This window comes from Croceicoccus sp. BE223 (assembly GCF_031457155.1).
Lineage (GTDB): Bacteria > Pseudomonadota > Alphaproteobacteria > Sphingomonadales > Sphingomonadaceae > Croceicoccus.
In genome coordinates this window covers 65,687-91,797 of the sequence record NZ_JAVDWB010000006.1, presented here as the reverse complement: position 1 = coordinate 91,797, position 26,111 = coordinate 65,687, and the positions used below count along the sequence as shown (strand labels likewise).

The window sequence follows — 26,111 nt, the reverse complement described above, 5'->3', positions numbered from 1 at the left end:
CTCAGCCCTGTTTCGCCTCGATATAGGTGAGAAGCGCGCCGAAGGTTTCCAGCATCTCGCCGTCGACATCCTCGTCCTCGATGATGATGCCGCAGCGATCCTCGATTTCGGTGAGCAGTCCGGCAACGGCCTGCGAATCGAGTTCGGGCAGAGCGCCGAACAGTTCCGTATCTGCGTCGAAAGCGGCCACGCGTTCGGGCGCGATCGCCAGAACGTCGGCCAGGATTTCGCGCAACAGACGGTCCGTCGAGCGCTCGGAAGGTGTAACCTCGCACATAAGGCGCGCGCTTTAGCTACTGCGCGGGTGCGAGGCAAGCGTGGCGCGAAGTCGGCCGCGTGCTATGCGGCATGGCGATGACACCCGCGAATCCCGTTACGGAAAACCGCCTCTCAATCACGCAGCCGATCGACCGGCTGACCCGGTGTGGCGCACCCGATGCGACCGCGCTGGTGCTGAAGGACCGGACGCTCGATTACGCCGCCCTCGAGGCCGAGGTCGCCCGGCTCGCGGGTTGGCTGGCGGGGGAGGGTTTCAATGCCGGCGACCGGGTCGCAACATGGGCCGGCAAGGGCTGGCTGACTTGCCTGATGCCGCTGGCCGCGCCGCGCGCAGAGCTGGTCCACGTTCCGGTCAATCCCCTGCTCAAGCGAGCGCAGGTCGCGCATATCCTGGCCGACAGCGGCGCGGTCCTGCTGGTGGGTAACGAAGGCAGGCTGGGCGGTCTGGAACCGGGCGACGTGCCGGGCAGGTGCCGGGTCGTCGACGATCACGCGGTCGAAGCAAACGTGGCGACTTCCGCTGCGCTACCGCCGGTTGATGCCAACACCGATGCGCTTGCCGCAATTCTCTACACCAGCGGTTCGACCGGGCGGCCCAAGGGGGTGATGCTGAGCCATGCGAACCTGTGGCTCGGTGCCGAATCGGTTGCGTCGTACCTCGAACTGGCCGCCGACGATCGCACGCTCGCGGTGCTCCCGCTGGCCTTCGACTACGGCCAGAACCAGCTGTTTTCGACGTGGTTCGCGGGCGGCGCGGTGGTCCCGATCGACTACCTGCTGCCGCGCGAGGTGGTGAGGGCCGTGGCGAAGCACGCGATCACCACGCTCGCCGCCGTGCCGCCTCTCTGGACGCAGTTGCTGGAGCAGGACTGGCCGGAAGAGGCGATCGCCCCGCTGCGGCACCTGACCAATAGCGGCGGCGCCCTGGGCGAGCCGCTGGTCCGCGCGCTCCGCGCACGTTTCCCGAAGGCACGGCTCTTCGCCATGTACGGCCTGACCGAGGCGTTCCGCTCGACCTTCCTGCCGCCGCACATGATCGACGCGCATCCGACCGCGATCGGCGGGGCGATTCCCCATGCCGAGGTCGTGGTGGTGAAGGATGACGGCACGCTGGCAGGGCCGGGCGAGGAAGGCGAACTCGTCCATGCCGGGCCGCTCGTCGCACAAGGCTACTGGCGCGATGCGGAGCGGACCGCCGAACGATTCCGGCCCGCGCCATCCGGCTCGCGCCATGGCGGCACCGCCGTCTGGTCCGGCGACCGGGTGCGCTATGACGAGCTTGGCCTGCTCCACTTCGTCGGGCGGCGCGATGCGATGATCAAGTCGCTGGGCCAGCGGATCAGTCCGCAGGAGATCGAGGACGCGGCCCTCGCCACCGGGCTGGTCGCCGAATGCGTCGCGCTCGGGGTGCCGGACGCGGCGATGGGGCAGGCGGTGCACCTCGTCGCGCGCGCCGCGCCCGGGCTCGATGCCAATCTCGTTTCGACCGATCTGGTACAGGCGCTGCGCCGCGAACTGCCAAGCTACATGCAGCCGCAGGCCATTCATTGGCGCGATGCCTTGCCCAGAGGCGCGACCGGAAAAATCGACCGGGCGGGCCTCGCCCTCGAACTGGCGGAGCAGCGAACATGAAGCCGATGGGTCCGATCCCGCCGGGTTACGAAGCGCGAGACGGCGAACTGGTCATCGCGGGCCAGCGTGCCTCGCACTGGATCGCGCAGGCGGGCCGAACGCCGCTGTTCGTCTACGACGGGGCGATGATCGATCGCCGCATCGCCTATTTGCGTAGCGCGATGCCCGCGCGGCTCGCGATTCACTATGCGATCAAGGCCAATTCCTTCGCGCCGCTGCTCGCGCGCATGACGGGTCTTGTCGACGGCTTCGACGTCGCCTCGGGCGGAGAGCTGGCGATGGCGATGTCGGCCGGGATGGACGCGGCGCGGATCAGCTTTGCCGGTCCGGGCAAGGACGACGCGGAGATCGCGGCAGCGATCGCGGCCGGGGCAACGCTCAATCTCGAATCGGCCCGAGAGCTCGATCGGGCTCTGGCGGCGGGCGAACGGCTCGGCATCGCGCCCCGCCTTGCCATCCGGGTGAACCCCGATTTCGACCTCAAGGGATCGGGCATGAAGATGGGCGGGGGCGCGAAGCCCTTCGGCATCGATGCGGCCCGCGTCCCCGCGCTGGTGCGCCGCGTGGTCGAGGCCGGGGCCGAATGGCGCGGTTTCCATATCTTCGCGGGCAGCCAGGCGCTTGACGCGGACGCCGTCATCGAGACCCAAGCCCAGACCCTCGCGCTGGCGGTTCGCCTGTCGGAAGACGCGGGCGTCGCCTTGCCGCACTGCAACCTGGGCGGCGGGTTCGGCATACCCTATTTCCCCGGCGACACCCCGCTCGACATCGCGGCGGTCGGCGCTGCCCTCGGCGAAGCGCTGGCGGCGCTGCCCGGGGCCTATGCCGACACGCACTTCGCCATCGAGTTGGGCCGCTACCTGGTGGGAGAGGCGGGGGTCTATCTCTCCCGCGTGCTCGACGTGAAGGACAGCCACGGCGAATGCTACGTCGTGATCGACGGCGGGCTGCATCATCAACTGGCGGCGTCAGGCAATTTCGGCACGGTGGTCAAGCGCAACTATCCGGTGGCGGTGGCCAACCGGTTCGATGCCTCGGCCGCAGATTACGAACAGACGGTGGTGGGCCGTCTTTGCACCCCGATCGACCGACTGGCCGACAAGGTCGCCCTTCCGCCCATTGCCGACGGGGACGTGATCGCCATTTTCTGCGCCGGAGCCTATGGCGCCAGCGCCAGTCCGGCGGCGTTCCTCGGCCATGCGCCGGCGGTCGAGATCCTCGCCTGAGGGTCATTTGCCTCCGATGCGGAGCTATTGCCGGGCCGCGCTCTTGTTTATCCCGCATGGTTAATGCCGGAATTCTTGCGATATGGAGGAAACTCCTCTTCTGCCCAGAGCCATGATGACGCACTATCCCGCTGGGAGGAAAGGAGGATTGGTCGCAATGTTCGATAGGAATTCCGATCTTTCGCCGAGTGGAGCCGAGCAGCCGTTCGCCAGCCTCCGTGCCGGTCCGGCAAAGACGCTCCATTGCGGTCTGCAGGCGCTGCGAAGGGGCGATGCGGCGTTGGTGCTAACCGCGCAACGGCGCAGCGAACGGGCCGCGATGCTGGGCGAACTCGTCCGCCTCGTCGGCCCGGGTCTGCACCGTACGGTTCGGATCGAAGGCGGCGAGACCGGCCTCAATCTCGCGGCCCGATTGGCGCGGGAGAGTATCTGCGCCATCGCAGGCCTCCCGCAGAAGCGGACCGCGCCCCACGTTCCGGAACGCGCGCGGACCCTGCTGGTGATCGACGATGCCGACATGCTGCCCGCCTCGGCCCTTTCGCTGCTTGCCGAGATGCGTGACATGCTGACCGGCGCGCGGGTTCAGGTGCTGCTGGCCGGATCGGGCAATCTGGTCGTGACCATGTGCACGCCGCGCTGCGACGAATTGTGGCGCCGCGTCCGGCTGGTGCTGTCACTGGAAGAGGCGGCCCCGCTGGCCGGCGCGCAGATCGCGCGTCTGGAACAGGATATCGCCCGCACCCAGGCCCGGCTGGAGGCGCAGCGGCGGATCCTGTCGATCTTTGCCGACAGCGATCCGCGCGCCGCGCCCGATTGATCAGCGGGTTTCGACGAGAACCAGTTCGACCGCGTCCTTGGCCGTGACCGTCAGCCGGTCTTCACCGGTGATGGCCACGCCGTCACCCGAATGCGCGACCTGGCCACCCACTTCGACCGCACCGTTCACCGGGACGAGATAGTAGTGCCGCGCCGGTTCGAGCGGCAGGTCCACCGTGTCCCCCTTGCCGAGGGTCGCGGCCAGCAGCCGCGCATCGGCGTTGAGGGCGATGACCCCTTCGGCCAGGTCGCCGCCGCGCCCATCGGCCAGCGTGACCCAGCGGCCCGCGCGATCGCCCGAGGGGAACGCCTTCTGGTCCCAGCGCGGCTTGTCGCCGGTGCGATCGGGCAGGATCCAGATCTGGAACAACTCGGTCGCCTCGTCCTCGAGGTTGTATTCGGCATGGGTGATGCCGGTCCCCGCGCTCATCACCTGCACGTCGCCCGCGCCGGTGCGGCCTTCATTGCCGAGGCTGTCGCGGTGGCTGATCGCGCCCTTGCGGACATAGGTGATGATTTCCATGTCCCGGTGCGGGTGCGGCGGAAAGCCGGAGCGGGCCTCGATCCAGTCGTCGTTCCAGACGCGCAGCGCGCCCCAGCCCATCCGCCCGGGATCGTGGTAGTCCGAAAAGCTGAAGTGGTAGCTGGTGTCGAGCCAGCCGTGGTTGGCCTTGCCCAAGGCGTCGAAGGGCCTGATTTCGATCATGTCGTCTTTCACATCGGCGGGGTTGCCCGATCATGCGGGGCCGCCGGCATGGGTGCCATGTGGCGAGGGGACTGCACCCTTCAAGAAGGCACAGCGGTGTGCCCGCAGCAGCTCCGCCGGCGCGGCGTCAGTCCTCGCCGTGGCCGCGGGCGAGATATTCGGCCGACTGCATCTCCATCAGCCGGCTGACGGTGCGCTCGAACTCGAACCGCCCGTCGCCCGCCGCATAGAGATCGGCCGGTTCGGCATCGGCGGTGGCGATCAGTTTCACCCGATGTTCGTAGAGCGCGTCGATCAGGGTCACGAAGCGGGCCGCCTCGTTGCGCTGGTCGGGCCCCATGCGCGGAATGCCGACGACGATGACCGAATGATAATGGCGCGCGATGGCGAGATAGTCTGCGGCCCCCTTCGCCTCTGCGCAAAGCCGCTTGAACGAGAACACCGCGACGCCCTTCAGGCTTTTCGGCACCCAGATCGTGCGCGCCTGGCCGACGGGAAGGTCGCAGCCGGTGACGTTCTTGGCATCTTCGGGCGGATAGTCGGTGAGGCGGTAGAACAGCTCGCGCACCCGTGCCGTCGCCTCCGGCCCGGTCGGCGTGTACCAGACCGGCATGCCGCCCATGCGCTCAAGCCGGTAATCGGTCGGCCCATTGAGGGTGACGACGTCGAGCCGTTCGCGGATCAGCGCGATGAAGGGGAGGAAATGCTCCCTGTTCAACCCGTCCTTGTAAAGCTCCCTCGGTTCGCGGTTGGATGTCGTGACGATCGTCACGCCGCGCTCGATCAGGGTGGTGAAGAGGCGGCTCATGATCATGGCGTCGGCGGAGTTGTTGACGACCATTTCGTCGAAGGCGAGGACACGGGCCTCCGCCGCGATGCGCTCGGCCACCGGGATGACCGGATCGCCGCTCTCCTTCTTGCGCTCTTCGTGGAGGCGTGCGTGGACGTCGAGCATGAATTCGTGGAAGTGGGCGCGGCGCTTGGCGGCGATGCCCAGCGTTTCGTGGAACAGGTCCATCAGCATCGACTTGCCGCGCCCGACGCCGCCCCACATGTAGACGCCGCGCGGGGCCGGACGCGGCGCCGAGCCGAACAGGCGCGTAAGTAGGCCGCCGGCTTTCGGCGCCGCTTCCAGCGCATTCTGCAAGGCGTCGAGCCGCTGCGCCGCGGCGCGCTGTTCCGCGTCGGGCTTGAGCTCGCCCGCGACAACGAGCGCCTCGTAACGGGCGAACATGCCGGCCATCGCGTCAGGAAAGCTTGCGCAGCAGTCCGGTGAACGAGGCGACCTTGTCGTCGCCCTGTTCCAGCAGGCCGCGCATGAAAAGCAGCCTGCCGGTTTCGCGGGTTATCTCGATCTGCGCGTCGAGATCGGCCTGCATCCGGCCCGGCGACAGGAACTGGACCTGGACATCGACGGTCACGCCGCGCGCCTGCGAACGCCCGCTCAGGACCGAGGCGGCGCTGAACATGGCGGTATCGATGAACGACAGGAGCAGCCCGCCGTGCAGCACATCGTTGACATTGGTATGATGCGGCCGGGGCGTGAGGCGGACACGCGCGAAGCGTTCATCCTCCGCGCGAACCAGCATCGGGCCCAGCACGTACTGGTTGAAACTCTCCGGCGGGCCGACGCTCCACCTCTGCCAGCCGGGATGATCCGGGGCGGCGGTCAGCCCGTCGTAGAATCCGTCGCCCATTGGGCCGATCGATCCGCGATCAGACCAACCGCTCGGCTTCCATCTTCTTGATCTCCGCGATCGCCTTGGCGGGCGAGAGACCCTTGGGGCAGACGTTCGCGCAGTTCATGATGGTGTGGCAGCGGTAGAGGCGGAACGGATCCTCCAGCTCGTCGAGCCGTTCGCCGGTCATCTCGTCGCGGCTGTCGGCGAGCCAGCGATAGGCCTGGAGCAGGATCGCGGGGCCGAGGAACTTGTCGGAATTCCACCAGTAGCTGGGGCACGAGGTCGAGCAGCAGGCGCACAGGATGCACTCGTAGAGGCCGTCGAGCTTGTTGCGGTCCTCGGGCGATTGCAGCCGCTCCTTGCCCGACGGGGCCGGAGTCACGGTCTGCAGCCAGGGGCGGATCGAGGCATACTGCGCGTAAAAGTGGGTGAAGTCGGGGACGAGGTCCTTGATGACTTCCATGTGCGGCAGCGGGGTGATGCGGATCTCGCCCGAACCGCAGTCCTCGATCGCGGTGGTGCAGGCAAGGCCATTGCGGCCGTTGATGTTCATCGCGCACGAACCGCAGATGCCTTCGCGGCAGGAACGACGAAACGTCAGCGACGGATCCATCTCGTTCTTCATCTTGATGAGCGCGTCGAGCACCATCGGGCCGCAGGCTTCGAGATCGATCTCGAACATGTCGTAGCGCGGGTTCTCGCCGCTGTCCGGGTCATAGCGATAGACCTTGAAGTTCTTTTTCGCGCCGCCGGTCGCCGCCTTGTGGGTGCGGGACTTGCCGCTGATCTTCGAGTTCTTCGGCAGAGCGAACTGGGCCATGAGACGTGAACCTACCCCGAGTTGGAAACGTGCCGCCCCGTCAACACGCCCCGGCTGCCCAAGTCAAGGGCGCTGCGGCGCAGCATGATCAATTTGACAGGTGATGCGCCCTCCATTGCCTGGCGCCGAGCGGGACGCTAGTTGCGCCGCGCATGGAACAGGACCCATCCGCACCTCGCGCTATCGCGATCTACGACCTCGACCGCACCGTGTTGCGCCATGCGACCTTCACCCCGTTCCTGATCTTCGCCGCGCGCCGCTGCAAGCCGGCACGACTGCTGCTGGTGCCGGTCTGGGTTCTGGCGATGGCAGCCTACAAGGCCGGGCTTTTCTCACGAGAGACGCTTAAGGGCTTCGGGCTGCGGCTGATGTTGGGGCGGGTCGATCCGCGTACGCTGGACGATCTGGCGAGCGGATTTGCCGACCGGGTCGTGCCGCACTGGATCGGTCCGGGCGCGGCACAAGCGCTGGAGCGTGACAGGGGCGAGGGACGCATGCTGGTCCTCGCCACCGCGGCGATGGAATTCTACGCGGCGGAAATCGCGCGGCGGATCGGCTTCGATCACGTCATCGCGACCCGCCACGCGCGGGCCGACGGCGGCCATTGCCGGATCGAGGGCGGCAACTGCTATGGCGACGGCAAGGTTCCGCGAGTCGAGGCGCTGCTGGCGCGGTTGGGGCTCGCGCGGAGCGAATGCCATGTCCGTTTCTACAGCGACAGCATCAGCGATGCGCCGCTGCTCGACTGGAGCGACGAGGGCGTGCTGGTCGACGCCGGGACGCGGGGCAGGCAGGTCGCCGAGGCCAGGGGCTGGCAGGTCGCCCGCTTCGCCTAGGGCAGCTTTTCCTCTTCCGGGAGCACGATGCTGACCTCGTGCCGGTCGATCTTGTTGAGCGTGATCCAGGCCAGCACGCCCATCACCACGTAGCCGACCGCCGCGCCGGTGGCGACGCCCCAGGCCGCGCCCTGACCTTCGAACGGACCCACCAGGAGCAGCAGGGCGATGGCCGCCGAGGTCATGGCGCAAAGGTGCGCCATCAGCGACAGGCGCGCCCGCCCGGTGGAATGCAGCACCGGTTCGAAGGCGACGCCGGCCAATTCAAAGCAGGCGGCCACGGTCAGCGGCACCAGCACGACATAGCCGCTGCGGAACGCTTCGCCGCCGAGCAAGGCCAGCAGTTGCCCGCCCAGCAGCGCGACGAGGATGACGACGATGGCTCCCGCCCCGCCCGCAATGCGGCTGGTCTTGCCGACAAGCTGCCGGAATTCCTTCGCTCCCGACGAAACCCGCGCGCGGGCGATCTCGGCATAGGCGGCGCGGCTCAACAGGGTGGAGAGCTTGGCCAGCCCCTGGGCCAGCTGGTGCGCGAGCCGGTATACGCCTGCCGCGCTGGTGCTGACGAAATAGCCGACCGCCAGCAGTGGACCGTGCCGGAACACGGCCTCTATCGAGGCGCTGGCGTAAGTGATCATGAAGAACCGGACGAGGCCGGGGTTCTCGGCCCGCGCGCGGAACGCGTCGCGCAAATGCGAGAGGCGAATGGCTCGCGGACAGAGCCAGCGCGCCACGATCCAGTAGAGGATCGCCTCGATGATATCGATGGCGGCCCAGGCGATCAGGAACTTGACGAGGCTCGGCCCGGTCAGCCAGATCGCCACCGCGGCGGCGAGCCGCCCGAGCGGAACCACCGCTTCGACATAGACGGCGATGTCGAACCGGTCGAGCGCGCGGACGATTCCGGTAGGGGCCGAGACCAGCGCCCACAGCGCCGCGACATTGAACCAGAAGGCCGTGTCGACAAGCGCCGGGTTGATGCCGAGCCCCCCGCCGAACTGGTAGAAGATTAGCCAGGCAATGCCGCAGCCGATCACCGCGCCGATGACGTCGAGAATGCCCGCCATCATGCCGAGCCTGCCGAAGCCGTCCCAGTCCTCGTCGTGGACGTGCTTCACCCCGAAGCGGACCACGACTTGCCAGGTCTGGAATCCGGCGATGGCGATGAGCGCCTGCGATGTGCCGAAGATCAGCGAGAAGTGGCCGAAGTCCTTCAGCCCCAGCGTGCGGGTCAGGATCGCGAGATAGACCAGCGAGCAGACCGCGCCGAAACCCTTGCCCCCGATCAGCCACGCCACGTTCGCCAGCATGCGGGAGAACAGCGAGCGCGTAGCCGGGGGATGGGCGGGGAGAGAAGGACCCTTTGCAGGCATGGTCGCTGCATTTGGACGCTAATGCCGCAAACGGCAAGCCGGTGCGCAGTGCGTTTGCCGACTTGTCGTCAACCGTGCTGCGGCCGGTGGATGCGGGCGATGCGAACGTTGCCACTGCGCCGCGCTGCTTCTACACGCGCAGGATGATCGAACACGCCATACTTCTGAGCGCCGGGCAGGGATCGCGCCTGCTGCCGCTGACCGCCGAACGCCCCAAGTGCCTGATCGACTTTTCAGGCCGCTCGCTGATCGGCTGGCAGGTCGAGATGCTGGCCCGCGCCGGGGTCCGGCGGGTCGATGTCGTCACCGGCTTCATGGCCGACATGGTCGAGGACCACCTTGCCGGCATCGACGATCCGCGCATCGAGGTGCGCTGCCATTTCAACCCGTTCTTCAAGGTCGCCGACAATCTCGGCTCGTGCTGGATCGTGCGCGAGGAGATGCGGGGCGATTTCCTGATCCTCAACGGCGACACGCTGGTGTCCGAGGACATCGTTCGCCGTGTCCAAGAGGGTTCCGACTGGCCCATCGCGGTGACGGTCGACGTCAAGCCGGGGTACGACAGCGACGACATGAAGGTGTCGCGCGGCGAGAACGGCCGCCTCGCGCGCATCGGCAAGACGCTCACCGCCGAAGTCAGCAACGCCGAATCGATCGGCTTCCTGGCGTTCAGGGGAGAGGGTGCGGACCTGTTCCGCGAGACCGTGCGACAGACCATGCGCACCCCCGACGGGGTCAATCACTGGTACCTGAAGGTCATCGACATGATCGCCGACAGCGGCAAGGTCGGCACCGTTTCCATCGAGGGGATGGACTGGGCCGAGGTCGACTTCCTCAACGATATCGAGATCGCGACCGCCTTGACCGATCGCTGGCAGCAAGGCTGACGATCAGCTCCTCGACCTGATCGGCCATCGCGTCGAGCTGGCCGGGAGCAGGATGGCTGTTGGCGTAGGCGCGGGCGATCCCGGCATCCTGCGCGCCGCGAAACTCGGCAAAGCGGGCCACGGCCATGTCGACGCCGGGCAGCACCTCTTCGCGACAGTCGACTACCGGGCCGAACCGCCACATTGCGAAGTCCGGGTCGTCTTCCCAGTCGGTGACACCGCGGTTGAGGAACAGGCAGGGCCGCCTGCGCGCGGCCAGCGCTTCGTAGATCTGGCTGCTGACGTCGCAGACATAGATGTCGCTGCAACGGGTATAGGTCATGTCGATCGACCGGGTCGATCCCAAGTCGACAATCACGCCCGGCTGCGACTGTCCCTCCCAGAACCGCCGGTCGGCTTCAGTCATCTGTTCGGCAAGGCGGACGTGCGGCGCGACGATCAGGTTGTAGCGGCCGTCGGCGACGACTTCGCCGATCAGCCTTTGCGCAACTTGCTCGAAAGTTCCGAAACGCGCGCTGAAATGCGGATTGTAGAGGATGATCGGCCGATTGTCGGCAAACAGCGGCGGCAGGGCGGGGGTTTGCGCCAGGGCGGCAAGCTTCACGCTGCCGAGCACTTCGACCGCGCCTTGTGGCAGGAGACCGAGATCGACGATGCGGTCGCGGTCTTTCTCTCCCGAGACGAGAACCTTGTCGAACCACTTCATGCGCGGCTCGAACCCCTTGGCCCGGTCGCCAGCGCCGTGGGGGATGTGGATGAAGGGCGGGCAGTGACCGGGCAGCCGCTTGAGCAGTGTGCTGGTTCGTTCCGCGCTGAGGATTGCGTCTGCACTTCGCAGCCGACGGGACCACCAGATCAGGCGCATCGCCTTCGACTGGTCGACCGCCGCCACGGCCCAGGGCAGGGTCATCAAGGTGACGGGCGGAAGCGGCAGGTCGAGGTTCGCGGCAAGCGCCTTCAGCGCGGCTTCCTGATCGGGCCGTGCGAAGATCTCGGGTGCGATCCGCCCTCGCTGGGCCAGTTTCAGCACCAGCGGAATGAAGTGCAGCGCCTGATGCGCTCCACCGATCGCGACGACCGACAGCCGGACCTGGGTCACGGGAACCTCGTGGCTAGGCGAAGCGAGAGGACAGCGCCGTGCGCATCGCCGCGATGCCGGCAGGGTCCAGCTTGACCGCCTCGCCCAGCGCTGGAACCGCAGGCCAGCCTGCATCCTCGAACGCAAGTGCGTTCCAGGCCCGCGCTCCGTCGTATCGCGGAATGACGTGGTAGTGGACGTGCGGGTCGACCATCATCAGCATGAGGTAGTTGATCTTCGCATAATCGGTGAACTCGCGCAGCGCTCGCTCGATCGCGATGACCACCTGCTTCAGCTCCGCAAAGGCGGCGTCTGGCAGGTCGTGATATTCGGTCGCGTCGGACTTCGCAGCCAGGACCAAACTGCCCAGCGTCGGTTGCGACGGGCGGACGAGGACGACCCAGTGCTCGTATTCGCGAACCAGGGTTTCGGGGTAGCCGAACTTGATCACGGTTTCGTTCACGCGGATTCTCCGGCCAGCCAGCTGGTGAGGGGAGCGCCCTTGCGCTTCCGGGCAAACTCGGCCTGCACAAGCTGCACCATGTGAACGACGAGCGAGATCACCGTCCACCACGCGACCGCGATGATCCCAATATCGGGCCGGCCGAAAAGGGTGGCGACGAACAGGATGACCATGTTCGGATTGCGCCGCGCGGTGATCAGGCGGAACCGGCTGTCGAAACGGCGCCATACATGGATGTGCATCTGGTTGTTCCGCGCAATGAAGGCGCCCTCGATCAGGCGCTGCACGACGTAGCCCCCCTGGATCGCGGCCTGGACCAGCCAGAACGTCCGATCGTCGAGGCCAAGACCCCAGTAGGTAAGACCGGTCGCCCAGAACCACCACCAGAACGGCGGATGGACGAGATCGATGCCGTGATCGAAGATGTCGCCCCACGCGCTGGAGGTGATGGTGCAGCGCGCGAGCTTTCCATCGACGGTGTCGAACACCATGAACACCAGACCCATCGCCATGCCGAGCCAGTACTGGCCATAAGCAAAGGCGACGGTCGCAGCGACGCACAGGATCGCGCCCACCGCGGTGACCATGTTGGGTGTGATGCCGAAGCGCGCGGCAATGCGCGTCAGCACGAGCGCCCATTCGGGCCAGAGATACTTTGTCAGGACGTCGGTCACGCCCTTGTAGGCGCCGAAATAGCTGGCTCGCTCGATCGTGCGGACGGTGTCGGGGCGCAGCGCCATGATGAAGGGCGTCTCGCGCTTGCGCAGCATCTTGTCCTCGATGGTCGGGCCGGTCTCGAACGCGACGATGTCGTGGCCCGCGAGGACGGCGGGCGGGCGGCGCTGCTCCATCGCCTCGCGCAGCGCCTTCGCGCTGCCCGCGTCGATTGCATGGCCCAGCGCGGGGACGCCGCCGATGGTGAGGACGAGGCCGGGCGTCGCAAGGACGTGGCGGAACCAAGCGGGATCGAAGGCAAAATCGGCGTTGGCCAGCACTTGCGACCCGGCACCGTTTCCATCCGACACCGCGACTGCCCCGGCAGCGCGTGCCAGCCGGGACGTGCGTTCGGCCATGGTGAGGCCCCAGAGCCTGGTCGGATTCTCGCCGACCGAAATCACGGCCGGCGGTGTCGAGAAGCTGTTCATCGTTGCCGCGCTTAGAAGCTGGCGCGCCGCGGTGCAACAGCGAGCGGGCAATCGGCCATTCTACTCGCGCCTGCGGCCCGCTAAGAGGCGATCATGAAACCGACCGACCCCGCACCGCCGACCGCTCTTGTCCTTGCCGGAGTCCGTCCCGGCGGCGATCCCTTCGCGCAGGAGCAGGGTGTCCTGCACAAGGGGCTGATCGATGTCGGCGGCGTACCGATCCTCGCGCGGGTCTGCCGCGCTCTGCTCGCCGCGGGGTGCGAGCGTGTCGTGGTCTCGACGAACCTTCCCGAAGTCGCCGCCCTTGCAAAGGGAGAGGGGGCAGAGGTTCTCCCGGCGCAGGACGGGCCGAGCGCGACGGTCGGCGCGGTGTTGCGCGAATGCGGCGCGCCCCTGCTGGTCACGACCGCCGACCATGCGCTGCTCCGCCCCGAATGGGTGCGCGATTTCCTGGCCGATACGCCCGGCGATGCCGATGTCGCCATCCTTATGGCTCGCAGGCAGGAGGTCGACCGCGATGTCCCGGCCACCAGCCGGAGCTGGATCAGGCTGGCCGACGGACAGTGGTCCGGCTGCAACCTGTTCCTGCTTCGCACCGAGGCGGCAGGGCGAGGCATCGCCTTGTGGAGTTCGGTCGAGGCCAATCGCAAGAAACCGCTCAAAATGGCCTCGCAACTGGGCTGGGGCACGCTCGCGCGGTTCGTGCTGGGGCGGCTGGGGATCGACAGCATGGTCGCGCGCATCGCGTCACAGGCGGGGATTTCGGCCCGCGTGGTAAGGGCGCGCGACGGGCGCGCGGCGGTCGATGTCGACAAGGCGGCCGACCTCGATCTCGTGCGCCGCCTGCTCGCGGCGGAGCAGGGCGCGTGATGCGCTGCGCGGTCTTCGGGGCTGGCGGCGGCATCGGCGCGGCGATGGTGCGGGCATTGCTGGCGCGCGAGGACGTCGCCCGGGTTTATGCCGGTTCGCGGAGCGGCGCCGGTCCGGGCGATACGCGCTGCATCCCGTTCCGTTTCGACTTGCTTGACGAGGATTCGATCCGCACCGCCGCCGAGGGGATTGCCGGAGATGGCCCTCTCGATCTGGTCGTCGTCGCGACCGGCATCCTTCAGGACCTGCCGACGGTGAGGCCCGAAAGGTCCTGGTCGGCCACCGATCCGGAGGCTTTTGCCAAGGTCTTCGCGCTCAACGCGACCGGACCGGCGATGATCGGCAAGCATGTCCTGCCGCATCTGGCGAAGGGGGGGCGTTTCGCGGCGCTATCGGCGCGCGTCGGTTCGATCGGCGACAACCGGCTTGGCGGCTGGCACGCCTATCGCGCATCGAAGGCGGCGCTCAACATGATCGTGCGGAACTTCGCCATCGAACTGCGTCGCCGCGATGCCGGTGCGGTGGCGGTGGTGCTGCATCCCGGCACGGTCGACACCGGCCTCTCGCGGCCGTTCCAGAACAACGTGGCCAAAAAGACGCTGTTCGATGCCGACCGGGCAGCGAGCCAGTTGCTGTCGGTGCTGGTCGGGCTTCGGCCTGCCGACACCGGCGGGTTTTTCGCCTGGGACGGAAGCCCTATCGACTGGTAGCGAAAGGGCCGCCCCCGGCGGGAGCGGCCCTCGCTTGTTCGCTTTTCGGCGGACGGTTCAGTTGCCGAAGGTTCGCTGCCACCAGCCGCGCCGCGGTTCGCCGCCGGTTTCCTCGCCATTGGCATCATTGGCGGCCTCTTCCGCGGGCGCGGCGGGCGCAGGCGCTTCCGCTTCAGCGTCTGCAACCGCCGGAGCCGCTTCTTCGGTCACCACTTCGGCGGCGGGCTCGGCCTTCTTGCGCGTGCGGCGCTTCTTGGGCTTGGCCTCTTCGGCGGGCGCTTCCTCGGTGGGCGCCTCACTGGCGGCAGGGGCCACGTCGGCCTGCGGATCGAGGGGCGCGGCCTCGGCATCGACTGCCGGCTCCGCCTTCTTGCGTGTGCGGCGCTTCTTGGGCTTCACTTCGGCTTCCGCCTCTGCCGCAGGCTCGGCTGCCGCTTCCGGTTCGGCCTGGGGCGCCGCGGCCTCGATCATTTCGGCTTCGGCTTCCTGCTCCGCGCCTTCGCCTTCGGTCTCGTCACCCTTGCGACGACGACGACGGCGGCGCTTCTTGGTCGCGCCATCCTCGCCTTCGCCGGCTTCGGTGACGGGCGCCTCGTTGCCGGTGTCGTCCGTCACCGGGCCGAGCACCATCTCGCCGGTCTCGTCACCGGTCGCGGCGACCTCGACGGAGCCTTCGCCCTGCGGTTCGCCCGAGGCGATCTCGGTGAATTCGCCCGACTGCTCGGTATTGTTCTCGGTGGTGGAGCCGTCGCGGTTGCGATTGCGGCGTCCGCCACGGCGACGGCGGCGGCGCTTGCGACGGCCTTCGCCGCCTTCATCGTCGTCGTTGCTGCGTTCGGGGCGGTCGGCACGTTCGGGCTGGTCGCTGCGTTCGCCGCGCTCGCCCCTATCACCACGGTCACCACGGTCGCCGCGATCACCGCGCTCGCCACGGCCCCTCCGGCCGCCGCGATCACGCCGTTCGCGCCTGTCGTCGCGGACGGGTTCCTCCTCCTCGTCCTCGTCTTCCTCGATCACCTCTTCGTCGTCGTAGTCGTGGATGACCTCGAACTTCGGCGCGTCCTTGGGCTTCGGGCCCGACGAGCCGACGCGCATCTTCGCGCCCTCGTCCTCGCCTTCGGGGATGACCTCGACGTTGACGCCGTAGCGGTCCTCGATCTCTGCAAGATCGGCGCGCTTGGCGTTGAGCAGGTAGATCGCCGCCTCTGTCGAGGCATAGAGCGAGATCAGCGTGCCGCGGCCCTTGGCGGCTTCGTCCTCGATCAGGCGCAAGGCTGAAAGGCCCGCGCTCGACGCGGTGCGGACGAGACCGGTGCCGTCGCAGTGCGGGCACTGGCGCGTCGTGGCCTCCAGCACGCCGGTGCGCAGGCGCTGGCGGCTCATCTCCATCAGGCCGAAGCCCGAGATGCGGCCGACCTGGATGCGGGCGCGGTCGTTCTTCAGCGCGTCCTTCATCGCCTTCTCGACCTTACGGATCGAGGAATTGTGCTCCATGTCGATGAAGTCGATGACGACGAGACCGGCCATGTCGCGCAGCCGCAGCTGGCGGGCGATCTCGCGTGCGGCTTCAAGGTTGGTCGACAGCGCGGTCGCCTCGATACCGTGCTCCTTGGTGGAACGGCCCGAGTTGATGTCGATCGAGACCAGCGCCTCGGTCGGGTTGATGACGAGATAGCCGCCCGACTTCAGCTGCACGACCGGATCGTACATCGCGGTCAGCTGGTCCTCCGCGCCATAGCGCTGGAACAGCGGAACGGGGTCGGCATACTGCTTCACCCTGCGCGCGTGGCTGGGCATCAGCAGCTTCATGAATTCCTTGGCCGAGCGGTAGCCCTGCTCGCCCTCGACGACCACTTCCTCGATCTCGCGGTTGTAGATGTCGCGGATCGCGCGCTTGATGAGGTCGCTGTCCGAATGGATCAGCGCCGGCGCGCTCGACTTCATCGTGTTTTCGCGAATCTCGTCCCACAGGCGGGCGAGGTAGTCGAAGTCGCGCTTGATCTCGGTCTTGGTGCGCTGGAGCCCCGCGGTGCGGACGATGCAGCCCATCGACTTGGGCAGCGAAAGCTCCGAAACGATCTGCTTCAGCCGCTTGCGATCCGCCGCGCTGCTGATCTTGCGGCTGATGCCGCCGCCGTGGCTGGAGTTGGGCATGAGCACGCAGTAGCGGCCCGCGAGGCTGAGGTAGGTGGTGAGCGCCGCGCCCTTGTTGCCGCGCTCTTCCTTCACGACCTGGACCAGAAGGACCTGGCGGCGCTGGATCACGTCCTGGATCTTGTAGCGGCGGCGCAGGGCGAGACGCTTGGCGCGCGCCTCGTCGGCGGCGCGGGCGCGGTTGCCGCCCTGGCGCCGGCCCTTGCGACGGCGGTTGGGACGTTCGTCACCGTCCTCGTCATCGTCGGAGCCGGTGACGTTGCCGTCCTCGATCGTGGCGACGTCGTCCTTTTCCGAGGTGTCCATCTCCTCGACGTCGCCGTCGCCGTCGTCGGCCATTTCCTCGGCCAGCGAATCCGCTTCCTCGTGCTGGTCGCCGTCGTCGAGGTCATGCTCGTCGCCCGAGTGCTCGTCGGCCTCTTCCTCGGCGCGCAGGCGCGCCTCTTCCTCGGCATGCTCGGCCTCTTCGGCGAGCAGGGCCTCGCGATCCTCCTTGGGGATCTGGTAGTAGTCGGGGTGGATTTCGTTGAAGGCGAGGAAACCGTGACGGTTGCCGCCGAAATCGACGAAGGCGGCCTGCAGCGACGGTTCGACCCTCGTCACCTTGGCCAGGTAGATATTGCCCTTGATCTGCTTGTGTTCGGCCGACTCGAAGTCGAACTCTTCAATCCTGTTTCCCTTGAGCACGGCCACCCGGGTTTCTTCCTGGTGGCGCGCATCGATCAGCATACGCGTGGACATCAATCAATCTCCATGCGCGCGAAAGCCCCGGCGGAGCGGCAGGCCGCTCCACGGGCGTCGCGCGTCTTTTTACGAAAACGCGGCCGTCCGGCCGGGCGTGATGCCCGCCGTGCGCCGCGAAAGGTTGCAAAGGTGAAGCGGGTCGCCGCGTCGCGAAGGATAGCGGCATCCGCCGGTTCGAAATTCTGGCAGGGATGGCGCGCACGGCATCGACAGCGACCGGCCCTGTGGGCAGGCGATCCGCTGCGTTCGATGCTGTTTCGGCCATACGTACTTCTTTACCCAAATGCGCCATGCGGTCGCTGAGCGGGGAAGGTCGATCGTTGTCGGTCCTGCCCGTCGGCTTGCTGCGCCTGGCGTTGCCGGGCCATGTCGATCGGTTCCGGCGCGGTTTCCTGCCTCCTGCCGAAGGCGCCGCTTCCGCTCTACCGCGCAAGAGGGCGCGGGACTTTGGAAGGGCTTGAAAACCGAGCGGGCCTGATCGCCCCGGTTGCCGCATCGGTAGCACCGCCGCCATGATACGGCAACCAAAAGCATGGACTGCCGCAAACCGGTGCCATGCGGGCGATGAGCTTTCCGGGCATCACGGGGGTCGTCCGCTTGCCTCGCGGTGGTGACCGCGCGATAGCCTCGGCCCATGTGGCGAGGCGGATTTTCCGGCAAGGCGGACGACGACGCGGTCGCGGGCGAACGCGCGGCAGCCGCTTGGCGCGCCCCGCAGATCATGCTGCCACTGGCCGTTTTCGCCATTCTGGTCGCGGGCATAGCCGGGGCGGGGGCCGCGCTGCTGTTTCCGGGCGGGGGCGCACCGGTCGTGTCGCGCGCCTTGCCGCCGGTGCGCGGCTCGGTCCTGCCGCGGATTGCCGGTTCGGCGGACAAGGGCGCGCCGCTGGTCGTGATCGATCCCGGCCACGGCGGCTTCGATCCGGGGGCGAGCAGCGAGGCGGGCACGAAGGAGAAGGACGTGGTCCTCGCCCTCGCGCTCGACGTACGCCAGCGGCTCCTGGCGCTGGGCGGCGTGCGCGTTGCCCTGACGCGGGAGGACGACAGCTTCCTGCCGCTCGAGCAGCGACCGCAGCTGGCGGAGGCGCTGGGTGCCGATGCCTTCGTTTCGATCCATGCCGACAGCGCCACGGTGCCCGATGCGCGCGGCGCGAATGCCTATGTTCTTGCCGCCCGCGCTTCGGACCGGGAGGCACAGGCCCTGGCGGCCATCGAGAACGAGAGCGCGAGCGGCATCGATCTTGGCGAGGGGGCCGACGACGTCGCCGCGGTGCTCGCCGATCTCCTGAAGCGCGAAACGGCGATGGGCTCGATCGAGCTGGCGATGGCGATGGAACGCGAATCGGCCGGGCGCATGCCGGTGCACCAGCCCTTCCGCCGTGCGGCCAATTTCGTCGTGCTGCGTTCGGCCGAAACCCCTTCGGTCCTGTTCGAGGCGGGATACCTGACCAATCCCGAAGATGCCGCCCGGCTCGCCGACCCGAAGACGCGGGCGCCGGTTGCCGACGCCCTCGCGCGGGCGATCCTGACGCATCTTCTCGTCGGTCCGGCGCGCCGCTGATGCGCGCCGCTTGCCCACGTTCCGTCGCGAAGCGGCTTTCCTCGTGCGAAATCTCCGTGCTAGGTCCAGCGCGATGACCGTGGGATCGCAATTGAACGTCTACCTCGACCGGGCAAGGGGCGACCTCGTCGCCGCGCGCGGTCACTTCCTCGCCCGCTGGCACGAAAGCCGCCCGTTCCGCTGGATCGTCAGCCTGTTCGGCGCCGGAGTCGTGCTGGCGGTGGCCGCCTATTACGCGATAGGGGCGGGGCTGCCGTCTGCCGACAAGCTGCTGACCTACCAGCCGCCGCTGCCCACGATGGTCCGCGGCATCGACGGCGAAATCGTCAACAGCTATGCCCGTGAGAGGCGGGTGCAGCTGCGCTACGTCGATTTTCCCAAGCAGATGCAGGATGCGTTTCTCGCGGCCGAGGACAAGACGTTCTGGACGCACGGCGGTGTCGACATCGGCGGGCTGTTCGGCGCGGTCGTCGACTATGCGTCCAAGATCGGCAGCGGCCAGCGGGCCAAGGGCGGCTCCACCATCACCCAGCAAGTCGCCAAGAACATCCTCGTCGGCGACGAATACTCGATCACCCGCAAGCTGAAGGAAATGATCCTGGCCCGCCGGATCGAGGGCGTTCTGACGAAGCAGCAGATCCTCGAGCTTTACCTCAACGAGATCCCGCTCGGTCGGCAGAGTTTCGGCGTGCAGGCGGCGGCGCGCGCCTACTTCGACAAGGACGTCAAGGATCTCGAGCTGCACGAATCAGCCTTTCTCGCGATCCTGCCCAAGGCGCCCGAACGGTATGGCCGGGCCAGGTACAAGGACATGGCCATCGCGCGGCGCAACTACGTGCTGGACCAGATGGTGAGGAACGGCTGGGCGACCGAGGCGGAAGCCGCGGCGGCCAAGGCCAAGCCCCTCGGCCTCGTTCCGCGGCGTGTCACCAACTACGATCCCGCCGGGGGCTACTTCATCGAGGAAGTGCGCCGCCAACTGATCGCCAGGTTCGGCGAGAAGGCGGAGGACGGGCCGAACTCGGTCTATGCCGGCGGGTTGTGGGTCCGCACCTCGATGGACACGGAATTCCAGCGCGCGGCGCGCGACGCGCTGCGCGCGGGCCTCTTGCGCTACAGCGCCGGCAAGGGCTGGGGCGGGCCGATCGCGACGATCGACATGGACGACAACTGGCAGACCCAGCTCATTGTCTCGAACCTCGCGGTCGATTACGAGGACTGGAGGGTCGGCGTTGTCACGCAGCGCAACGGGAGCCGTGCGAAGATCGGCTTCACCGACGGGAGCGAGCACCCGCTGTCGAACTTGCCCGACGCGCTGAAGGCCGGCGACGTCATCGCCGCGGCGCCCAAGGGCAGCGACGAATGGGTGGTCCGGACGATCCCGACGGTTTCGGGCGGGCTCGTCGTCGAAAATCCGCAGACGGGCCGCGTCCTGGCGATGCAGGGTGGTTTCGATTCGCGACTGGGGTCCTTCAATCGCGCGACCCAGGCGCTGCGCCAGCCGGGTTCGACGATCAAGCCCTTCGTCTATGCCACCGGCCTCGACCAGGGCATGACCCCGGCGACGCTGGTGACCGACGGGCCGTTCTGCGTCTGGCAGGGCGCGGGCCTCGGCGAGAAATGCTTCCGCAACTTCGGCAACGAGGGCGGGGCAGGGCAGCAGACGATGCGCTGGGGTCTCGAGCAGTCGCGCAACCTGATGACCGTGCACATCGCCAACGACGCGGGCATGGAAAACGTCACCAACACCTTCAAGCGGGTCGGCATCGGCGAATACGGCAACTACCTGTCCTTCGCGCTCGGCGCGGGTGACACAACCGTGGCGCGCATGGTGAATGCCTATTCCGCGCTCGCCAACCTTGGCCGGCAGTACGAGCAGTCGGTGATAGACTATGTGCAGGACCGCAACGGCAAGGTGATCTGGCGCGCGGACAAGCGGCGGTGCGAGGCGTGCAACGCCGACAAGTGGGACGGCAAGGGCATGCCCCGCCTCAAGCCGGCCGGGCGGCAGGTGCTCGATGCGGGCACGGCCTACCAGGTCGTCCACATGCTCGAAGGGGTGGTGACCCGCGGTACCGCGGTGCGGCTGCGCAGCCTCGACCTCCCGATCTTCGGCAAGACCGGCACCACCTCGGGCCCGACCAACGCCTGGTTCGTCGGCGGGTCGTCCGAATATATCGCCGGCGTCTATCTGGGCTACGACCAGCCGCGAAACCTCGGCGGCTATGTCCAGGGCGGCAACACCGCCGGGCCGATCATCAAGCAGTTGATCGAGGACACCAAGGCCCGCTGGCCGACCGAACCGGTGCGTGCGCCCGCGGGCATCCGCATGGTCCGCATCGATCGGCGCAGCGGCAAGCGCGTGTTCGAAGGCTGGCCCACCAACGAGGACAAGCCGGCCACGATCTGGGAAGCGTTCAAGCCCGACACCGAGCCGCGCCGCTCGCTCGACCGCCAGACCCTCGAGGAAAAGCGCGTCGCTGCGATCGCCGCGATCAAGGCCGCCGCGGAAGAGCGCAAGACCCGCGCCGCAGGGCCCCGCCGCATCGACGACAACTTCCTCGAGGAACAGGGCGGCATCTACTGATCGTCGCGTGACCTCAGGCGCGTTGTGGACTTTCGCGCCGGGCCGGTTCATGGACAAGCATATGAAAACGCGCTCCCTCCCGCTGGCCGCCATGGCCGTCGCCCTCTCGCTCTGTGCGGCGATCGCTCCCGCTTCGGCCGCCCTGAAGAAGGGCGCGCAGGCTCCCGTCTTCAGCACGATGGGCGCGCTGGCCGGAAAGGAGTTCCGGTTCGACCTGGCAGAGGCGCTGAAGAAGGGCCCGGTCGTCCTCTACTTTTATCCCAAGGCCTTTACGTCGGGCTGCACGCAGGAGGCTCATGCCTTCGCTTCGGCCATCAACGACTTCAAGGCCGCGGGGGCGAGTGTCGTCGGCATGTCGAACGACGATATTGAGACCCTGAAGCGCTTCTCGACCGAGGCATGCCGCGATGCCTTTCCCGTCGCGCGGGCCAATCCCGGACTGGTGCGCGCCTATGACGTGGCGCTCAACCGACCCGGGATGCCGGCGGGGCTGACCGACCGGACGTCCTACGTCATCGGCAGGAACGGCAAGATCGTCATGGTCCACTCCGATCTCGACTGGCGCGAGCATGTCGCCAAGACCCTGGCGGCCGTGCGCGCGCTCAAGGGGAAGTAGCGGTCGGGAGTCTCGACGCCCCCACGATGGGGCGCGCGTGCAGGCCGAGGCCTGCCGCACGACCATGCTGCGCGATCATGCCGCGCGATTATCGCGAGCGAGGCACTTTCCACGAAGGAACGGCTGGGCTAAGCGAGCGCCGATTTACGGAGAACCGACATGCGTGCCGAAGGGCAGGCCTATATCGACCGCATAGAGGCGGCACTGGCGCTAATTCGCCGATCGCTGGACTGGGACACGGCGCTGCGCCGGCTCGACGAGCTGAATGCGCGGGTCGAGGACCCGACCTTGTGGGACAACCCCAAGGACGCGAAAGAGGTGATGAGCGAGCGCGGCCGGCTGGATGACGCGATCGGCGCGGTGAAGGCCATCCGCGCGGAAATGGCCGACGCGATCGAATTCGTCGAGCTGGGCGAGGCCGAGGGCGACGAGGCAACGGTCAAGGACGGCATCGACACGCTCGCCGCGCTGGCCGAGCGGGCCGACCGCGACAAGGTCGGCGCCCTGCTTTCGGGCGAGGCGGACGGGTCGGACACTTACATCGAAGTCCACGCCGGGGCCGGCGGCACCGAAAGCCAGGACTGGGCCGAGATGCTGCAGCGCATGTATTCGCGCTGGGCCGAACGGCGCGGCTACAAGGTCGAGCTGGTCGAGTACCAGGCGGGCGAGCAGGCCGGGATCAAGAGCGCGACGCTGCTGGTCAAGGGCGAGAACGCGTATGGCTATGCCAAGACCGAAAGCGGGGTCCATCGTCTCGTCCGGATCAGTCCCTACGACAGTTCGGCGCGGAGGCACACCTCGTTCAGCTCGGTCTGGGTCTACCCGGTGATCGACGACGACATCGAGATCGAGATCAATCCCGCCGACCTCAAGATCGACACCTACCGTGCGAGCGGCGCGGGCGGGCAGCACGTCAACACCACCGATTCCGCCGTGCGCATCACCCACCAGCCGACCGGCATCGTCGTCGCCAGCCAGAACGACCGTTCGCAGCACAAGAACCGCGCGACCGCGATGAACATGCTGAAGGCGCGGCTTTACGAAAAAGAACTGGCCGAGCGCGAGGCGGTGACCGCCGGCGAATACGCGGCCAAGACCGAGATCGGCTGGGGCCACCAGATCCGCTCCTACGTGCTGCAACCGTATCAGCAGGTGAAGGACCTGCGCACCGGTCACGTTTCGACCAACCCCGGCGAAGTGCTCGACGGCGGGCTCGATCCCTTCATCTCCGCCGCGCTCGCCCAGCGGGTGACCGGCGAGAAGGTCGAAGTCGAGGACGTCGATTGACAGGCGCGCGCGCCCTTGTGACGGCGGTGGCACTGGCGTGCCTGTCGCCTGCGATGACAGGGTGCGACATCTCGCGGACCGATGCCGATGCCGACCGTCCGGAAACGGCGCGCGCCTTTCCCCGCGCCGACCGTCCGATCTCGGCGACGACGAGCAACCAGTTCTCCAACGAACGTGCCCGTGACGACCGGAACGAGGCGACGATGGTCATGGACCTTGCCAAGATCACCGCGGGCATGACCGTGGCCGACATCGGCGCGGGCGAGGGCTACTACACGACGCGGCTTGCCGAACGGGTCGGACGGCGCGGCCGGGTCCTGGCGCAGGACATCGATCCCGCCGCGCTCGAACGGCTGGGCGCGCGGGTCCAGCGCGAGCGGCTCGACAACGTGTCTATCAAGCAGGGGAGCGAGGACGATCCGAAGCTTCCCGACAGCAGTTTCGACCGGGTCTTCCTCGTCCACATGTACCACGAGGTCACCGAGCCTTACGCCTTCCTGTGGCGGCTGCGGCCGTCGCTGAAGCCGGACGGCCAAGTCATCGTCGTCGACGTGGATCGCCCGACCGGCGAGCACGGCATTCCGCCGGCGTTGCTGTTCTGCGAATTCGAGGCGGTCGGCTTCAAGCTGGCCACTTTCATCCGCCGGCCCGAGTTGGCCGGTTACTATGCGCGCTTCGAGCCGAAAGGTCCGCGTCCGGACCCGCAGGACATCGTGCCTTGCAAGCAGGCGCTTGCCGCCGAAGCCGCCGATCCAACCAAATCTGCCGGGGGCGACCTGCAGGAACACGGGACCAGGACAACATGAATTTCAAGGGACTTCAGCCGATCAGCTATGGCGGCCGCGAGGTCTGGCCGCTGATCGAGGGCGGCAAGGGCGTTTCGGCCACCAACCACGCCAGTTCCGGCGCGTGGGCCGCGGCGGGCGGCATCGGCACGGTAAGCGCGGTCAACGCCGACAGCTACGATCCCGAAGGCAAGATCGTGCCGCAGGTCTACGAACAGATGACCCGCAAGGAACGCCACGAACAGCTGATCCGCTACGCCATCGACGGCGGTGTCGAGCAGGTTCGCCGCGCGCACGAGATTTCGGGCGGCAACGGCGCGATCAACATCAACGTGCTGTGGGAAATGGGCGGCGCGCAAGCGGTGCTCGAAGGGATCCTCGAACAGACCAGCGGCCTCGTCACCGGCGTCACCTGCGGCGCGGGCATGCCCTATAAGCTGGCCGAGATCGCGCAGCGCTACAACGTGCAGTACCTGCCGATCATCTCGTCCGCCCGCGCGTTCCGTGCGTTGTGGAAGCGGTCCTATTCCAAGGTTCCCGAACTGATGGCAGCGGTGGTCTACGAGGATCCCTGGCTGGCGGGCGGGCACAACGGCCTGTCGAACGCAGAGGATCCGCGCGTGCCGCAGGATCCCTATCCCCGCGTCGCCGAGCTTCGCGCCACGATGCGCAAGGAAGGCGTGAGCGAGGAGACCGCGATCGTCATGGCCGGCGGCGTCTGGTGCCTGCGCGAGTGGGAGAACTGGATCGACAATCCGGAGCTCGGCAAGATCGCCTTCCAGTTCGGCACCCGTCCGCTGCTGACCGAGGAAAGTCCGATACCGCAGGAGTGGAAGGACATGCTCCGCACGCTGGAACCGGGCGACGTGCTGCTGCACAAGTTCTCGCCGACGGGCTTCTACTCGTCGGCCGTGCGCAACCCGTTCCTGCGCAACCTCGAAGCGCGCTCGGACCGCCAGATCCCCTATTCGCGCGTCGCGGCCGGCGATCATACCGCGCAGCTCGACGTCGGGGTGAAGGGGAAGAATTTCTGGGTGACCCCGCACGACCGGGACCGCGCGCGCGGATTTGCCGCGGATGGCTTCATCTCTGCGCTCAAGACGCCCGACGACACGCTCGTCTTCGTCACGCCGGAGGAGCGCGAGGAGATCCGGAAGGACCAGGCTGACTGCATGGGCTGCCTGTCGCATTGCGGCTTTTCGTCGTGGAAGGACCATGACGACTACACCACGGGCCGGCTCGCCGACCCGCGCAGCTTCTGCATCCAGAAGACGCTGCAGGACATCGCCCACGGCGGTCCGGTCGATCAAAATCTCGCCTTCGCCGGCCACGCGGCTTATCGCTTCAAGCAGGATCCGTTCTATTCGAACGGCTTCACGCCCACGGTGAAGGAACTGGTCGAGCGCATCCTCACCGGCGACTGATGGCGGACGCGGATTTCCGAGAGGTGAGCGGCGCCTGCCATTGCGGCGGCGTCGGCTTCGCGGCCAGGGTCGACATGAGGAGCGCGCGGCGCTGCAACTGCTCGATCTGCCGGATGCGCGGGGCCGTCGCGGTCAGCGCCCGGCTGGACGATTTCGCGGTGACGCGTGGGGAGGAGCTGCTGACGCTCTACACCTTCAACACCGGCGCGGCGAAACACTACTTCTGTTCGAAGTGCGGCATCTACACCCACCACCAGCGTCGGTCGGATCCGACGCAGTTCGGTGTCAACGTCGCCTGCATCGAGGGGGCAAGCCCGTTCGACTTTGCCGAAATCCTCGTTCTTGATGGCGTGAACCATCCGAAGGACGGCGGCGGCGGAGTGGCGGGGGTGCTGCGCTACACCCCCGCGAAGTAGGCCTGCTTTTCCGC

The 26,111-nt window shown here is 67.4% G+C and carries 24 protein-coding genes; 14 read left to right on the top strand and 10 right to left on the bottom strand.

What is annotated here, in order from left to right; translation table 11 throughout:
• Window position 1 precedes the first annotated feature (1 nt).
• Entirely contained in the window at window positions 2-277 is a 276-nt protein-coding gene (locus J2X37_RS12805; RefSeq protein ID WP_310021885.1) for an acyl carrier protein, read from the bottom strand.
• A gap of 71 nt (window positions 278-348) precedes the next feature.
• Between J2X37_RS12805 and J2X37_RS12800 the strand changes: the two genes are divergently transcribed.
• The 3 genes from J2X37_RS12800 to J2X37_RS12790 all read left to right on the top strand — a co-directional run bounded on the left by J2X37_RS12800 (window position 349) and on the right by J2X37_RS12790 (window position 3,954).
• Window positions 349-1,911 carry an acyl-CoA ligase (AMP-forming), exosortase A system-associated gene (locus tag J2X37_RS12800; RefSeq protein ID WP_310021883.1) on the top strand — a complete coding sequence of 521 codons (1,563 nt, stop codon included), beginning with the start codon at window positions 349-351 and terminating at the stop codon, window positions 1,909-1,911.
• Window positions 1,908-3,137: a pyridoxal-dependent decarboxylase, exosortase A system-associated gene (locus J2X37_RS12795; protein ID WP_310021881.1), complete on the top strand. Its 1,230-nt coding sequence runs from the start codon at window positions 1,908-1,910 to the stop codon at window positions 3,135-3,137. Before J2X37_RS12800 ends, J2X37_RS12795 begins: the two co-directional genes overlap by 4 nt.
• Window positions 3,138-3,294: 157 nt before the next feature.
• Window positions 3,295-3,954: a hypothetical protein gene (locus tag J2X37_RS12790; RefSeq protein ID WP_310021879.1), complete on the top strand. Its 660-nt coding sequence runs from the start codon at window positions 3,295-3,297 to the stop codon at window positions 3,952-3,954.
• Here J2X37_RS12790 and J2X37_RS12785 read toward each other — a convergent pair whose 3' ends face one another.
• The 4 genes from J2X37_RS12785 to J2X37_RS12770 form a co-directional block, all read right to left on the bottom strand.
• Entirely contained in the window at window positions 3,955-4,659 is a 705-nt protein-coding gene (locus J2X37_RS12785) for a pirin family protein (RefSeq protein WP_310021877.1), read from the bottom strand.
• A gap of 127 nt (window positions 4,660-4,786) precedes the next feature.
• Complete coding sequence (zapE, locus tag J2X37_RS12780; RefSeq protein WP_310021875.1) at window positions 4,787-5,902, bottom strand: cell division protein ZapE; 1,116 nt, start codon at window positions 5,900-5,902, stop codon at window positions 4,787-4,789.
• Window positions 5,903-5,906: 4 nt separating this feature from the next.
• Window positions 5,907-6,356: a PaaI family thioesterase gene (locus J2X37_RS12775; RefSeq protein ID WP_310021874.1), complete on the bottom strand. Its 450-nt coding sequence runs from the start codon at window positions 6,354-6,356 to the stop codon at window positions 5,907-5,909.
• 19 nt (window positions 6,357-6,375) lie between these two features.
• Window positions 6,376-7,161 carry a succinate dehydrogenase iron-sulfur subunit gene (locus tag J2X37_RS12770; RefSeq protein WP_310021871.1) on the bottom strand — a complete coding sequence of 262 codons (786 nt, stop codon included), beginning with the start codon at window positions 7,159-7,161 and terminating at the stop codon, window positions 6,376-6,378.
• 152 nt (window positions 7,162-7,313) lie between these two features.
• Here J2X37_RS12770 and J2X37_RS12765 point away from each other — a divergent pair, with 152 nt between their 5' ends.
• Window positions 7,314-7,997, top strand: a complete 684-nt coding sequence (locus J2X37_RS12765; RefSeq protein WP_310021869.1) for an HAD-IB family phosphatase — start codon at window positions 7,314-7,316, stop codon at window positions 7,995-7,997.
• Here the strand turns inward: J2X37_RS12765 and J2X37_RS12760 are convergent.
• A complete protein-coding gene (locus tag J2X37_RS12760) occupies window positions 7,994-9,370 on the bottom strand; it encodes a lipopolysaccharide biosynthesis protein (RefSeq protein ID WP_310021867.1) in 1,377 nt (458 codons plus the stop codon). The genes J2X37_RS12765 and J2X37_RS12760 overlap by 4 nt on opposite strands.
• 143 nt (window positions 9,371-9,513) lie before the next feature.
• Here J2X37_RS12760 and J2X37_RS12755 point away from each other — a divergent pair, with 143 nt between their 5' ends.
• A complete protein-coding gene (locus tag J2X37_RS12755; protein ID WP_310021865.1) occupies window positions 9,514-10,257 on the top strand; it encodes a phosphocholine cytidylyltransferase family protein in 744 nt (247 codons plus the stop codon).
• Here the strand turns inward: J2X37_RS12755 and J2X37_RS12750 are convergent.
• From J2X37_RS12750 to J2X37_RS12740, 3 genes are read right to left on the bottom strand one after another with little or no spacing between them, the layout of a single operon-like run.
• Window positions 10,205-11,356, bottom strand: coding sequence for a glycosyl transferase (locus J2X37_RS12750; RefSeq protein ID WP_310021863.1), 1,152 nt, complete (start codon window positions 11,354-11,356; stop codon window positions 10,205-10,207). The two genes, J2X37_RS12755 and J2X37_RS12750, sit on opposite strands and share 53 nt — an antisense overlap.
• A 13-nt stretch (window positions 11,357-11,369) precedes the next feature.
• Entirely contained in the window at window positions 11,370-11,798 is a 429-nt protein-coding gene (locus J2X37_RS12745) for an HIT family protein (protein ID WP_310021861.1), read from the bottom strand.
• On the bottom strand, window positions 11,795-12,943 hold the full coding sequence (locus J2X37_RS12740; protein ID WP_310021859.1) for a CDP-alcohol phosphatidyltransferase family protein: 1,149 nt from the start codon (window positions 12,941-12,943) through the stop codon (window positions 11,795-11,797). The genes J2X37_RS12745 and J2X37_RS12740 overlap by 4 nt, the downstream gene beginning before the upstream one ends.
• Window positions 12,944-13,036: 93 nt before the next feature.
• Here J2X37_RS12740 and J2X37_RS12735 point away from each other — a divergent pair, with 93 nt between their 5' ends.
• Window positions 13,037-13,813: a nucleotidyltransferase family protein gene (locus tag J2X37_RS12735; RefSeq protein WP_310021857.1), complete on the top strand. Its 777-nt coding sequence runs from the start codon at window positions 13,037-13,039 to the stop codon at window positions 13,811-13,813.
• On the top strand, window positions 13,813-14,523 hold the full coding sequence (locus J2X37_RS12730) for an SDR family NAD(P)-dependent oxidoreductase (protein WP_310022281.1): 711 nt from the start codon (window positions 13,813-13,815) through the stop codon (window positions 14,521-14,523). Before J2X37_RS12735 ends, J2X37_RS12730 begins: the two co-directional genes overlap by 1 nt.
• 57 nt (window positions 14,524-14,580) lie before the next feature.
• Here the strand turns inward: J2X37_RS12730 and J2X37_RS12725 are convergent, their stop codons facing one another.
• A complete protein-coding gene (locus J2X37_RS12725; protein WP_310021855.1) occupies window positions 14,581-17,418 on the bottom strand; it encodes a ribonuclease E/G in 2,838 nt (945 codons plus the stop codon).
• A 637-nt stretch (window positions 17,419-18,055) separates the two neighbouring features.
• Between J2X37_RS12725 and J2X37_RS12720 the strand changes: the two genes are divergently transcribed.
• The 7 genes from J2X37_RS12720 to J2X37_RS12690 all read left to right on the top strand — a co-directional run bounded on the left by J2X37_RS12720 (window position 18,056) and on the right by J2X37_RS12690 (window position 26,097).
• Window positions 18,056-18,982, top strand: a complete 927-nt coding sequence (locus J2X37_RS12720; protein ID WP_310021853.1) for an N-acetylmuramoyl-L-alanine amidase — start codon at window positions 18,056-18,058, stop codon at window positions 18,980-18,982.
• Between the two features lie 73 nt (window positions 18,983-19,055).
• Entirely contained in the window at window positions 19,056-21,569 is a 2,514-nt protein-coding gene (locus J2X37_RS12715) for a transglycosylase domain-containing protein (protein ID WP_310021851.1), read from the top strand.
• Between the two features lie 61 nt (window positions 21,570-21,630).
• Window positions 21,631-22,185 (top strand): peroxiredoxin, encoded by a 555-nt coding sequence (locus J2X37_RS12710; RefSeq protein ID WP_310021849.1) that lies wholly within the window; start codon window positions 21,631-21,633, stop codon window positions 22,183-22,185.
• 159 nt (window positions 22,186-22,344) lie between these two features.
• Window positions 22,345-23,472, top strand: coding sequence for a peptide chain release factor 2 (gene prfB / locus J2X37_RS12705; protein ID WP_310021847.1), 1,128 nt, complete (start codon window positions 22,345-22,347; stop codon window positions 23,470-23,472).
• A 53-nt stretch (window positions 23,473-23,525) separates the two neighbouring features.
• The gene (locus J2X37_RS12700; RefSeq protein WP_310021844.1) at window positions 23,526-24,278 is read left to right on the top strand and encodes a class I SAM-dependent methyltransferase; all 753 of its coding nucleotides are present in this window, start codon (window positions 23,526-23,528) and stop codon (window positions 24,276-24,278) included.
• A complete protein-coding gene (locus J2X37_RS12695; protein ID WP_310021842.1) occupies window positions 24,275-25,681 on the top strand; it encodes a nitronate monooxygenase in 1,407 nt (468 codons plus the stop codon). The genes J2X37_RS12700 and J2X37_RS12695 overlap by 4 nt, the downstream gene beginning before the upstream one ends.
• Window positions 25,681-26,097, top strand: a complete 417-nt coding sequence (locus J2X37_RS12690) for a GFA family protein (protein ID WP_310021840.1) — start codon at window positions 25,681-25,683, stop codon at window positions 26,095-26,097. Before J2X37_RS12695 ends, J2X37_RS12690 begins: the two co-directional genes overlap by 1 nt.
• Window positions 26,098-26,111: the final 14 nt, after the last annotated feature.